General features: G+C 63.2%; 8 protein-coding genes. 3 read left to right on the forward strand and 5 right to left on the reverse strand.

The features are described from left to right. Positions 1-83: 83 nt before the first annotated feature. Positions 84-2,681, forward strand: a complete 2,598-nt coding sequence (locus CS006_RS10920; protein WP_243386637.1) for a pectinesterase family protein — start codon at positions 84-86, stop codon at positions 2,679-2,681. Between the two features lie 270 nt (positions 2,682-2,951). On the opposite strand, the gene CS006_RS03065 is transcribed toward CS006_RS10920, so the two are convergent. From CS006_RS03065 to CS006_RS03080, 4 genes are all read right to left on the reverse strand, one after another. After that, positions 2,952-3,944: an aldo/keto reductase gene (locus CS006_RS03065; protein WP_100510277.1), complete on the reverse strand. Its 993-nt coding sequence runs from the start codon at positions 3,942-3,944 to the stop codon at positions 2,952-2,954. 15 nt (positions 3,945-3,959) lie between these two features. Continuing rightward, positions 3,960-5,801 (reverse strand): ABC transporter ATP-binding protein, encoded by a 1,842-nt coding sequence (locus CS006_RS03070; RefSeq protein ID WP_100510278.1) that lies wholly within the window; start codon positions 5,799-5,801, stop codon positions 3,960-3,962. A 446-nt stretch (positions 5,802-6,247) separates the two neighbouring features. Further along, on the reverse strand, positions 6,248-8,050 hold the full coding sequence (locus tag CS006_RS03075) for an ABC transporter ATP-binding protein (RefSeq protein WP_100510279.1): 1,803 nt from the start codon (positions 8,048-8,050) through the stop codon (positions 6,248-6,250). A 206-nt stretch (positions 8,051-8,256) separates the two neighbouring features. Continuing rightward, complete coding sequence (locus CS006_RS03080) at positions 8,257-8,718, reverse strand: MarR family winged helix-turn-helix transcriptional regulator (protein WP_100510280.1); 462 nt, start codon at positions 8,716-8,718, stop codon at positions 8,257-8,259. 469 nt (positions 8,719-9,187) lie between these two features. Here CS006_RS03080 and CS006_RS03085 point away from each other — a divergent pair, with 469 nt between their 5' ends. Next, entirely contained in the window at positions 9,188-10,657 is a 1,470-nt protein-coding gene (locus tag CS006_RS03085; RefSeq protein ID WP_100510281.1) for an amino acid permease, read from the forward strand. A 149-nt stretch (positions 10,658-10,806) separates the two neighbouring features. Here CS006_RS03085 and CS006_RS03090 read toward each other — a convergent pair whose 3' ends face one another. Continuing rightward, the gene (locus tag CS006_RS03090; protein WP_165777200.1) at positions 10,807-11,817 is read right to left on the reverse strand and encodes an alpha/beta fold hydrolase; all 1,011 of its coding nucleotides are present in this window, start codon (positions 11,815-11,817) and stop codon (positions 10,807-10,809) included. A 58-nt stretch (positions 11,818-11,875) separates the two neighbouring features. Between CS006_RS03090 and CS006_RS03095 the strand changes: the two genes are divergently transcribed. Continuing rightward, complete coding sequence (locus CS006_RS03095) at positions 11,876-13,180, forward strand: alcohol dehydrogenase catalytic domain-containing protein (protein WP_207759990.1); 1,305 nt, start codon at positions 11,876-11,878, stop codon at positions 13,178-13,180. Positions 13,181-13,529: the final 349 nt, after the last annotated feature.

Genomic DNA, 13,529 nt, shown 5'->3' on the forward strand with positions numbered 1-13,529 from the left:
GGGGTTAGGACAGCCATGCCATCTCTCCAATCGGACAACGATTCCCACCAACGATTGCGAAGCAGATAATGAGAAGAACATCATTGACCATATTCATGGGCGCATGCGTGGCCGCCATCATGACGGCGACGTTCGCCATGCCCGCCAGCGCGGCGACACCGACCGCATCGGACGCCACGGCGCCGGCACCGTCCAGCAGCAGCGCCACCGCAGAGCAGAGCACCGCGACAGGCAACACCGCGGATAACGACAGCACGGGCAACGACAAGACCACCGGTACCGGCAGCTCGCATAACGATGCCACGAACAACGGCAACGCGAGCAACACCGACGGCACGAACGATGCCGGCACCGCCGACTTCCCCGGAACGCCGGGAACCGTGGCACCGAAGGACATCACGACGACGTTCGACACCACGAACGGTCTGAAGGACGTCGACGGCAAGCCCATTGCAGCCGACGCCACGACCGGCATCGCCAAGCTCGAAGCCGCCAGAGGCTCGTTCGGCGACCTGAAAATCGACGCGACCGCGGGCAAGTTCGCCATTCGCGGCACGAACAAGGACGTGCAGATCAACGCCGGCACCGTACTGTATGTCCCGGTGGCCTATGACGCCAAGGGTGTCTCGCTGAAGATCGCCACCGCCGGCGGAGACGCCGCCATCACCGTGGACGGCAAGGCCGCCATGACCAACCAGACCATCGCCATCAACGGCAAGCAGGCCGACTTCCCGAAGTACGTGACCGTGGACTTCACCGCCGCCGCATATGCGACCGCCGTGACCGTGGACTACGGTTCCGACAGCGGCTACGGCACGCCGGACGTGAAGGCCGTCGACCGCACCTACACGTTCAATACGTCGAAGGCCGCACTGCTCAAGAATGCGGCCGGCAAGCCCGTTGACGCCGCCAACCCGTCCATTCAGGGAGCCAAGGGCAGTTTCGACGGCATTCAGATCGACGCGCTCTCGGGCAAGTTCTTCCTTCGTGCCACCGACACGCAGGTGAATCCCGGCACCGTGCTGTATCTGCCGATCGCCGCCGACGCCAAGGGCGCGACGGTCACCGTGCAGTCCAGCGGCGCCAACGGCGTGAAGCTTACGCTTGATGGCGACGACATCGCCGTGGGGTCGGCCGTGGTAGTGAACGCCAAGGAGACCCGCTACGTGCCGCTCGCCGTCAGCAGCGTCGACCCGTCGCAGCCCGGAAGCTTCTATCTGACGTCGATCAGCGTGGACTACGGCTCGAACGAGCCGGCCACGTCGAACCGCACCGTCACCGTCGGCCACGGCAGCCAGTACAAGTATCAGAGCATCCAGAAAGCGCTTGACTCCAACGATTCCTCGCTGACCGACCGGCTCGTGCTGCAGATCGCCCCCGGCGACTACCGCGAGAAGGTCACGGTGACCAAGCCCGGCGTGGTGTTCGAGAACGGCGACAAGACGGCGTCGCAGCCGGTCGTCATCCATGAGGCGTACTACGCGGCGATGGGCACGGTGACCCCGCAGGCGAACCCGAAGTATGACGCCTCGCGCGCGGCCGGCACCAACACGTCGGGAACGGTGAGTGTGCAGTCGGGCGCGGACGGATTCACGGCATACGGCATCACGTTCCGCAATGATTTCAACATCTCCGTGCACCCCGAGGCGGGATCGCAGACCCCGGCCGTGGCGCTGTACACGGCCGCCGACAGGATCAGCCTCGTCAACTGCCGTCTCATCGGACGTCAGGACACCGTCTGGTTCAACGGCAACGGTCGCGTGAACGTGGAGAATTCGTACATCGAGGGCACGGTCGATTTCGTGTTCGGATCCGCCGACGCCTACATCCACGACACGCAGCTGCACATGGCGCATTTCGCTGGCAAGGACAACGGCTACTTCACCGCGCCGAACACGAACAAGGCCCACACCGGTCTTGTGTTCGACAAGTGCCGGTTCACCGCCGACGCCGCCAACACGAAGGTCACGCTCGGACGCCCCTGGCAGACCGAGGTGAAGCAGATCAAGAACGCCGCCGGCGTCATCACCGGCTACGACTTCTCCAAGCAGGAGGGCGCCGACGGACAGGGCGTTTACCCGCAGGGCGCATCCTCGGCCACGACGCTGCTGGAATCCACGGTGGCCTCGAACGTCGGCGCGAAGGTCTCGGGCACGAAGACCGTCACGCGCTGGAGCACCTGGGGCCGCAAGCTCGACGGCAAGAACCTGGATGTAACGTATCATCCGGCCGTGCGGTTCGCGGAATACAATTCGACGGACGAGAACGGCGCCGCCGCCCCTTCCTATGACTACGACGCCAAGCTCAACGGCGACAATACGAAACGCACCGATTTCCTCATCGGCCACGGCACGACGCTGAACGCCGAGCAGTTGACCGCCAAGCGCGCGGAACTGCTCGCGGCGATGCATATCGGCGACGGCCTTGGCGATTGGAATCCCTCGTTCTCGTATGTGGGCGAGGGCATGGCGGTCACGCCGTCAACGACGCCTTCCACGCCGGGCAACAGCGGCAGCACCGGAACGAATGTTTCGACGGGCGCTGCCAGCGGCGACGGTAACGGCCGAAACGGCGACTCGCTGGCCAGGACCGGCGTCGACGTCATCGCCATCGTGGGAACGATGCTGATGATCGCCGCAGCGGGGGCCGTCATGGCATATCGACGCATGCTCAAGCGCTGAGGTTCGGAACGGCAAGCGGGATCAGGCCCGGAAACCGGTAAAACCGACCAACGAACAACCGGCAGGAACCGAAAACAACGTTGCGGTTCCCGTCGGTTGTTTTTTATGCAACGGAAAGGAACCGGGAGGGAGGCAAGGTTCCTATCGGTTGTTACCCGCGCAACGGATGGGAACCGAAGAGATGTTACGGTTCCCGTTGGCTGCCATGCAGGCAACGAACAGGAACCGAAAACGCGGCACGGTTCCTGTTCGTTGCATAGCGGCAACGTTTTATCGAGCGACCGCCGCGTTGAGATAGTCGAGTTCGTCGGCGGTCAATTCCAGACGGGTCGCGGCGAACGAATCCTGGATTTCGTGCGGGTTGCGGGCGCTGGGGATGGTGAACAGACGGTCGTACTGAGCGAGCTCCCACGCGAGCGTGACGCGCTGGTACGAGCATCCGTGCGCGGCGGCGACCGCACGGAACGGATCGTATTTGTGCTGGTCTACGGCGTCGAGGAATCCACCAAGGGGCGACCAGCAGACGAACGCCAGTCCAAGTTCCGCGCAGTATTCCAACGTGTGGTCAGGGTCGGGATATGACGGCGAGAACTGGTTCTGCACGGCGATGAAGCTGTCGCCGAGGATGCCGCGGGCGATGTCGATGTCGTGGGCGTCGACGCGCGAGATGCCGACGTGACGGACGACGCCCTCGTCGACGAGCTGTTTGAACGCGCCCATCTGGTCCTCGTACGGCAGCTGGGGGTCGTTGCAATGCGAGTACAGCAGGCTCAGCGAGTCGACGTGCAGACGACGGGCCGACTCCTTGGCCTGTCGGATGATGGTTTCGGGGCGGGCGTCGGCCTGCCAGCCGTATTCGCCGAAGTTGTTCCCGGAGACGGCGCCGGTTTGGTCGGCGATGGCGGATTTATCGGAGCCGGAGACGGCGGACGATGTAGGAGCGGCGCTGAGGGTGCGCAGCCAGCCGGTTTTCGTGGCGACGAGCACGTCGTCCTTCGGGCCGTTCCACGTGGAGAGCGCCTCGTACACGAGTTTCTCGCCATAGCCGAGATCCTCGGGCTCGCCGGTGCCGGGCCTGCTGGGCAGGTAGTACGACCATGCGGTGTCGAGGTAGCGCACGCCGGCGTCGAGCGCGGCGTGGATCGTGTCGATGGCGACGCGGCGGTCTGCCGGCCGGCCCTCGATGGCGAGCGCCATCGTTCCCATGCCGAGTCTCGGCGTCTCGTATCCTGCCAGTCGTGCCATCGTGGCCCCTTTCGTCATATCGTCCCCACCATCCTACGCGGCGAGGGTGGCGAACTGGCTGTTGTACAGGTCGGCGTAGAAGCCGCCGTCGGCGAGCAGTTCGTCGTGGGTGCCGCGTTCGATGATGTCGCCGTCCTTCATCACGAGAATCATGTCGGCGTTCTTGATGGTCGAGAGGCGATGCGCGATGACGAAGCTCGTGCGTCCCACGGTCAGCTGGTCCATGGCCTTCTGGATCAGTTCCTCGGTTCGTGTATCGACGGACGACGTGGCCTCGTCGAGAATAAGGATCGGCGCGTCCTGGATCATGGCTCGTGCAATGGTGAGTAGCTGCTTCTGGCCGGCGGAGAGGCTCGTGTTGTCGTTGAGCACCGTGTCGTAGCCGTCGGGCAGGGAGCGGATGAATCGGTCGAGTCCCACGGCACGGCAGGCGGCCTGCACCTGCTCGTCGGTCACGCCCTGCTTGGAGTACACGATGTTCTCGCGGATGGTGCCTTCGAACGTCCACGTGTCCTGCAGCACCATGGCGAACTGGTTGTGGACCTCGCTGCGCGGCACGGATGCCGTCGAGATGCCGTCGATGCGGATGTCGCCGCCGTCGAGATCGTAGAAGCGCATGAGCAGGTTGACCATGGTGGTCTTGCCGGCGCCGGTCGGACCGACGATGGCGACCTTCTGCCCGGCCTTGACCCTGGCGCTGAAGTCGTGGATGACGGGCTTGCCGGGTTCGTAGCCGAAGCGCACGTGGTCGAATTCCACGTCGCCGCGCAGGCCGTTGCCGTCGCCGGCCTCGTCGGCGATGCGACGGCCTTCGAGCGCTGTTTCGTCGCTCATTTCCGGCTCCTCAAGGAAGCCGAACACGCGTTCGGACGCGGCGGCGCAACGCTGGAGGTTCTGGAACGCCTGCGCGAACTGGCTGAGCGGCTGCGTGTACAGGCGGATGTACATCATGAACGCCACGATGACGCCGAATTCGATGGTGCCGTTCATCGCGAGCGCGGCGCCGACCACGCAGACGGCCACATATCCGAGATTGCCGATGAACTGCATGATGGGCATCATGAGTCCGGACAGGAACTGCGACTTCCAGCCGGAGACGTAGAGGCGGTCATTGTACTTCTCGAACTGCGCGATGGAATCGTCCTCGCCGGAGTACGCCTTGACAATCGTGTGGCCGGCGTACATCTCCTCCACGTGGCCGTTGACCTCGCCTAGGGCAAGCTGCTGCAGCGTGAAGTACTTCTGCGAGGCCTTCATGATGATCATCATGATGATGAGGCCGATGATGCTGACACCGATTGCGGTAAAGGTCATTACCACGTTGTTGTAAAACATCATGACGAGCGAGCCGACGAACAACGTGACCGACGTGATGAGCGAGCCAAGCGACTGGCCGAGCGTCTGGCCGATGGCGTCGACGTCGTTGGTGATGCGGCTGAGCACGTCGCCGTAGCTGGTCTTGTCGAAGTATTTGAGCGGCAGACGGTTGATCTTCTTCGAGATCTCGTCGCGCAGGCGCTGGGCGGTGCGCTGGGTGACGGTGGCCATGATCCAGCTCTGCACGTAGGTGAGCAGCGCGTAGCCGACGTACAGCGCCACGAGCGTGATGCAGATGCTCACGACGGCGTCGAGGTCGATGGCGTTCATGACCGGCCGGCCGTTGACCATGGCGGGCAGGCCCTTGGTGATTTCGTTGGTGACGTCCTTGAGCTTGTCCGGTCCGATGATCTGGCAGACGGTGCCGGAGGCGCCGAGGATCAGCGCAACGACCATGGCGGGCAGGTACCGCTTGCAGAAGCGGACGAGCTTGCCCATGATCTTGCCGAAGTCCTGTGGTTTTTCGGTCGTCTGGTTACGACCCATTGGTCCTGGCATGGGGTTCAAAATCCTTTCATTGGTGGAGTGGGAGCGCTTTTTTGCTTGCGTGCTCTGCGTGGGGCGGTCGGTATTCGTTGCTCCGTCTCGCAAGGTCGGTCGGTATTCGTTGCTCGACACACTCAAGGCCGTTCGGCCGAGCCTACGGTCGAGAAACGAATACCGACCTCCCGTGGAGAACGTTGCGGCACGCCCGTTCAAGGTGTTGTGGGGGCGTTCTCGGCTTCTTGGCTCCCCTCAAGCTTGAGGGGAGCTGTCGGCGGAGCCGACTGAGGGGAGTTGTCTGCCGAGGCTTTCAGGGTGACGGCAGCTTGGGACTCCCCTCAGTCCGCCTTCGGCGTCCAGCTCCCCTCACAAGGCGAGGGGAGCCAAGGCACTGCGCCTCAAGCCCCGGCCCGCATCTCCAAGCCCGAGGAGAGCCGAGCGCTGCGCGCCTTGCGTCTTTTTTAGGCGGCGAGTTCGGCTTCGCTGAGCTGGGATTCAGCGATCTCGCGGTAGACCTCGCAGGTTTCGAGCAGTTCGCGGTGCGTGCCCTGACCGACCACGCGGCCGTCGTCGAGCACGACGATGCAGTCGGCGTGCATGATGGTGCCGATGCGCTGGGCCACAATCAGTTTCGTGGAGTCGGCGCATTCCCTGGCGAGCGCCTCACGTACTTCGCGGTCGGTACGGAAGTCGAGTGCGGAGAACGAGTCGTCGAACACGAGGATCTCCGGATGACGCCATACGGCGCGGGCGATGGACAGACGCTGCTTCTGGCCACCGGAGACGTTCGAGCCACCCTGCGCGATGTCGGAGTCGATGCCCTTGGGCATCTTGTCGACGAATTCACTGGCCTGGGCCACGTCGATGGCGGCCTCGACGCCGGCCGCGGTCGCGGTGCCGGAGGCGTCGATGTCGGCGTTGCCGATGCCGGTCTTGTCGCCGTAGGTCACGTTGCTGGCCACGGTTCCCTTGAACATGACGGAACGCTGCGGCACGTAGCCGATCTTGTCGCGCAGGGTCTTGAGTTCGTAGTCGCGCACGTCGACGCCGTCGACGAGCACCTGGCCTTCGGTGGCGTCGTAGAATCGCGGCACGAGGTTCACCAGCGTGGATTTGCCGGAGCCGGTGGAGCCGATAAACGCGACCGTCTGGCCGGGTTCGGCCTTGAAGCTCACGTGTTCGAGCATGGGTTCGCGTGAATCGGGGTAGGTGAAGCTCACGTCGCGGAATTCGACCTCGCCGCGCAGCTCCCGGCCGGCGGCGTCCTTCGCGCCGGCGGTTCGTGTGCCGGAGACCACCGTGGGTTCGGTGTCGAGCACTTCGAGGATGCGCTTGGCGGAGACGTCGGCTCGCGGCCAGAGCACGAACACCATGCTCATCATGAGGAAGCTCATGATCACCTGCACGGAGTAGCTGGAGAACACCACCATGTTGGAGAACAGCGTGAGCTTGTCCATCATGTCGGCCGCGTCGATGAGGTAGGCGCCGATCCAGTAGACGGCGAGCATGAGGCCGTTCATCACGGTGTTCATCAGCGGCATCATCACGCTCATCGCACGGTTGGTGAACAGCTGGGTATTGGTCAGGTCGTCGTTCGCCTTGTCGAACTTGGCCTCCTGATAGTCCTCGGCATTGTAGGCGCGCACGACGCGCAGACCGGTGAGGTTCTCGCGGGCCACGCGGTTGATGTTGTCGGTCAGCGTCTGCATGGCCTTGAACTTCGGCATGACCAAGGCCATGAGCACGGCGATGGCGACCAGCAGAATCGCGACGGCCACGCCGGTGGCGAGCGTCCAGTCGAAGCCCTTGCCGGCGATCTTGCACACGGCCCATACGGCCATGATCGGCGACTGCACAAGCAGCATGAGACCCATGGTCACGAACATCTGAATCTGCGTGATGTCGTTCGTGGAGCGCGTGATGAGACTGGCCGTGGAGAAGCGGTTCATTTCGGCCGGGCCGAACGATTCGACGCGGGAGAACTCCAGCGAACGCAGACGGCGGCTGAACGAGGCGCCCACACGGGCGGTGATCAGGCCGGTCAACGCCATGCATACGACGGCTCCAAGCGCGACGGCGAGCATCTTGCCGCCGGCGACCCATACGTCATGCATCTCGCTGCCGGGCGTCTCGACGAGACGGGTGATGTCGGCCATGTAGTCGGGCAGTTCCAGATTGAACCAGATCTGCGCCACGGTGAGCAGCAGACCGACGAACAGCTGCCCCCATTCGGCTTTGGAAAGGTATTTGCAAATGCGTATCACGATAGTTCCCCTGTTTTCCTTGTCGTTTCCCGAAATTTAGTTTCTAGTAATTATTGTTTACAGTGTTCAATATCGATTAAAAATAATACCCGGCGAACCGGGATTATGAAGCCGACTTCCGTAAGTCATCGGTCTTTCGCAAGCGACTTTCTCAAGCCGCCGATAGATGACGAAACCTACGAGATGCCGAAATCGTCAGATCATCGTCAGATTGTGCATGGCGGACCTTCCGGCGGCGAGGGGAATCCCTCGTCGCGCATGTATTCGGCGAATTCCGTGCAGCGGTCGAGGAATTGACGGGTATGCTCCTCCCCCATGCGTTCGAATACATGGACGAAGCGGTCGTGAATCTCGGTGAAGGCCCGTCGGTCGGCCTCGCGGCCTTTGTCGGTGATGCTCACCAGCACGTTGCGGCGATTGGACGGATCGGTCTCGCGAACGACCATCCCCTTTTTCTCCAGACGGTCCAGAATCGCGGACACGCGGCCGGGACTCACTCCGAGCATGTCGGACATACGGCCAGGAGTCAGCGGGACGCTCGACATGGCAAGCATGTGCAGCGCCGGCGTCTCGCCCTTCGCACCGCGGTTCACCGAGTCGATGTTCTTGCCGCGACTGCGCATGGCGAGGGTGAACATCTCCTTGACCGCATCCTCGGCGTATCCCATGGCGACTCCTTTCCGAGAATCCGACGCCGTACTCCGGCATCACACGACACCGGATCCGAACGGCGTCGACGACATCGCACGATGCCATTCGTCGTTCTCGACATATTTTCTACCACCAATATTTCATAGTGTCAAATATCTGCGCCCCGCGACCGCCGCCGTGTCTTTTCCGCCTTTCGCAACCCCCTCCCCTCACACTTCAAAACCCAAGGCCCTTCCAGGACAGTCGAAGGAATCGAATCCCGTTCAATGGACGAACGACAACCGCTGACATACGGTGCGGCTACCCTCGGTACACGGCAAACAAACGACCACGGATGTTTCACGCAGACGAACAATGTTTCACGCGCCATGTTTCACGTGAAACACGCACGACCGCGCTTGCGCGTTTCACGACGCGACGCCGCGCGGCCGAACGCAACGCGAGGACACAACCGCCGGCCGCATCACAGAGAAGGAAGGGAACGTCATGGCCGAGAATCCATCGACCAAACCCCGCGAGACCGACGACGTGCCGGTGCCCGCGAGCCTGCGCAAATCACTGAAGAACCGTCATATCCAGCTCATCGCACTGGGCGGCGCCATCGGAACCGGCCTGTTCTACGGCTCCGCGGAATCCATCGCACTGGCCGGCCCGGCCATCCTGCTGGCCTACCTCATCGGCGGCCTCGCCATCTTCATGATCGTGCGCGCGCTGAGCGAGATGTCGGTCGAGGACCCGAAGGCCGGCGCATTCAGCTACTACGCCACCCAGTACTGGTCCAAGCGCGCCGGCTTCGTCTCCGGATGGAACTACTGGTTCAACTATATCCTCGTCTCCATGGTCGAACTGTCCGTGGTCGGCACGTTCGTGAACTACTGGTTCCCTGCGATTCCGACGTGGGTCTCGGCGGCCGTGTTCCTCGCCGTCATCGCGGCGGCCAACCTGCTCGGCGTCAGCCAGTTCGGCGAGTTCGAGTTCTGGTTCGCCATCATCAAGATCGTGGCCGTCGTCGCCATGATCCTCGGCGGCCTCGCCGTCATCATCTTCGCCCTGCCCACCGATTCGGGCGTCAAGGCCAGCTTCGCCAACTGGTTCACCGTGGGCGGCGGCTTCTTCCCCAACGGCCTGATGACCCACACCGACGGCGGCTGGACCGGCCTGCTCATGGCCCTCGTCGTCGTGATGTTCAGCTTCGGCGGAACCGAGCTCATCGGCATCACCGCCGGCGAGACCGAGGACCCGCGCCGCACCATCCCGCGCGCCACCAACGACATCATCTGGCGAATCCTCGTGTTCTACATCGGTGCGCTCGGCGTCATCATGGCCGTGGTGCCGTGGAACATGATCGACGGCAAGTCCAGCCCGTTCGTGCAGATCTTCGACTCCGTGGGCGTGCACGCGGCCGCCGGCATCCTCAACTTCGTCTGCCTCACCGCCGTGATGAGCGTCTACAACTCCGGCCTGTACGCCAACTCCCGCATGCTGTACTCGCTCGCCAAGCAGGGCAATGCGCCCGCATACCTCGGCAGGCTCAACAAAAACGGCGTGCCCGTGGCCGGCGTGCTCACCTCCGCGGTGATCACCGCCATCGCCGTGGTAGTCGTGTTCCTGTGGCCCGAGTTCGCGTTCAACTACCTGATGTCCATCGCCACGATCGCCGGTATCATCAACTGGACGATGATCATGTTCACCGAGATGAAGTTCCGTCGCATCGCCTTCGAAGGCAGGTCGCCGACCGATTCCGCACTGGCAGGGCTCTCCGGACAGGAAGCGATCGACGCCATCCACTTCAAGCTGCCCGCAGCCAAGGTGACGCCGTGGATCGTGCTCGCGTTCCTCGCGCTCGTGGTGGTGCTCATGCTCTTCTCCTCCAGCTACCGTGTGGCCGTGGTCGCCGGCGTGATCTGGCTGGCCGTGCTGCTGGTGGCCTACCAGCTCACCCAGACGAGGAAGTAGCGGATACCTCGGAAGCGGGAAGCCGCACTCCGGTCGCCCATCGTTGTCACCGCAATACGCCGATATCGGCGTCCGGCTCCGCGATGACAACGATGGGCGATTTTGTATGCAATCGGCATTGACGAGGCATTGACGAGCGCGTTCCGCATTCACGCGCGACGCCAGAAATCCACCAGCGCGGCGGCGAACTCCTCCGGCCGGTCGTAGGTCGGGATATGCGCGGCGTCGTCGAATGCGATTGGCGCTATCCCCAGCGCTTCGGCCTCGCGGTCGTAGACCGCAGTCGGCCAGACGTCGTCGTCCACGCCGTACATGATGTTCATCGGCAGGCCGCGACGACGGTTCGTCGCGTCGCCGCCTGTAAAATCGTCATCATCATTCCCGCCGCCGTCATGCAGCCGTCGCAGATCGTCGGTGACGTCGTCGAATCGCGTCATGAAATCCGCCACGGATGCCAGATGATGACGCGACGTCGCATGCATGTTCTGACGAAACAATTCGGCCAGTTTGTCGCCCTGCGGCTCGTCGCGCAGTTTGGGACGATAGGCGTAGTACAGCAGCATCGGGCCGAATACGCGAATCAGCGTCGGCGCCGCCGCGAACAGCGGCGTACGCCGCACCGGCACCGCGCCCGAATCGAACACCGTCAACGAGCGCAGCAATTCCGGCCGCCGCAACGCCACACGCCGGGCCACGACGCCGCCGAAGCTGTGGCCGACCAGGTCTACGGGCCGGTCGCGCGCACCAAGACGTTCCAATATCTCGCATCCGTCGGCCACGAAATCATCCAGGCCATAGGCATGGCGATCGGTCGGCGCGACCGAGTCGGCCTGGCCGCGCTGACTGTAGGCCACGATTGCGGTGGAACGGCCGGCGATACCGGAGACCCGGTCGGCGCCACCCTGTCCGTCCGGGAAATCATCCATAACGCCTTCGTGAATCCCCAACGCTTTCCACAGCGCGGGAAAGAACGGGATGAAATCCTCCTTCGAGCCGGTGAAGCCGGGGATGAACACGGCCACGCGGTCGGCGGAGTCGAGATTGCGCGAGCCGATCGCCGTGAACCGGCCGATCGAACAGTCGATGCCGAACGTGCGAAGAAAATCCGGGGTGTCGAACGGCCCGAACTGCGGAATCCTGGGAAAACGATAACTCGCCATTCGTTCAGCATATCGAACTCCACACTTTCGCAACCAACAGCGCCTACCATGAGGTTGTATGAGTGTTCTACACGAAGACATTGGCAGTGACGCAGTGAACGGCAATGAAGCAAACGACAGCAACGACAACGATATGAACGGCGGCGCGCCCGGCGGTCCGACCGGTGATGGAGGCGCTGACTCCGGCAAGCCTATCGTCGCTTCCACCCCCATGGTTCCCGAGACCATGCATGCGTGGCAGGTGCGGGAGCAGCCGGGGCCCATCACCGGAGAGCCTCTGGAGTGGGTGGAGAAACCCGTGCCGCAGCCGGGACCGGGCGAGGCGCTGATCCGCGTGCTGGCATGCGGTGTATGCCGCACCGACCTGCATGTCTCTGAAGGCGACCTGCCGGTGCATCGCGACCATGTGACGCCGGGTCATGAAGTGGTCGGCGAGGTCGTGGCATTGGGACCGGACGCCGGCATCGACGTGTTCGGCAACCGATTCGAGGCGCATATCGGCGAGCGCGTGGGCGCGGCGTGGCTGCGGCATACGTGCAGCGAATGCGAATTCTGCCATAGCGGCAAGGAGAACCTGTGCCAGCATTCGCTGTACAACGGCTGGGATGCGAACGGCGGATACGCGGAGTATATGACGGCTCCCATCGACTACCTGTATTCGTTGGAATCGCTGCTCGAAGATGGCGGGAACGGGAGCGACGGCACGAGCGGCGCCCCGTATTCGGTGCAGACCGTGGCGCCGCTGATGTGCGCCGGCATCATCGGGTTCCGGGCGCTGAAGCGCACCGGGCTGCTGGACGGGATCTCATTCGACGGCCTTGACCTCGACAAGGCCCGCGAGCGGATCGCGGAACGGCTCGGGCATAAGCCAGTGCTGGGATTGTATGGCTTCGGCGGTTCCGCGCATATCACTGCGCAGGTCGCGCTGGCGCTCGGTATGCGCGTGCATGTGCTGACGCGCGGCAAGGATGCGCAGCGGCTGGCGTTGAAGCTCGGTTGCGCGTTCGCCGACGACGCCTATGAGATGCCGCCGGAGCCGTTGGATGCGGCCATCATCTTCGCGCCGGTCGGGGCGATCGTACTGCCGGCGTTGGAGGCGCTGCGTCCGGGCGGCGTGCTGTCGTTGGCCGGCATCCATATGAGCGACGTGCCGGCGTTGAACTACGAGAAGCATCTGTTCCACGAGAAGGAAATCCGTTCCGTGGAGTCGAATACACGGCAGGACGGCCGTGAGTTCCTGGCGTTCGCCGCGGCGCATCACATCACCATCGACGCGCATCCGTATCCGTTGGATCAGGGCCAGCAGGCGCTGAAGGATTTGAAGGCCGGCGCGTTCACCGGCGCCGCCGTGCTGATGCCGTGAGGCATGGATATATGGCCAGCAGCGGCCGAAGTGGGACCGTCGACTGAGTGGACAACTCCCCTCAGTCGGCTACGCCGACAGCTCCCCTCATACATGAGGGGAGCCAAGATGCTGTGACCGTAGCCAGCCTGAGCGGAGGCTTGCCTACTGGCATCCTGGGCGAGGCGAAACAACGCCACTGTCATCCTGAGCGAGCGCAGCGAGTCGAAGGATCTTCGGAGACCTTCCAAAAGATCCTTCGAATCCGACCTACGGCCTCCGCTCAGGATGACAGTAGGTGGTGTCTCCGCTCATGCTGACAACGGTCACAGCCACGCCCCCCTCAAGACTGAGAGGCTGAGCCGTCAAG

The sequence above is a fragment of the Bifidobacterium primatium genome, from assembly GCF_002802875.1.
GTDB classification, from domain to species: Bacteria; Actinomycetota; Actinomycetes; order Actinomycetales; family Bifidobacteriaceae; genus Galliscardovia; species Galliscardovia primatium.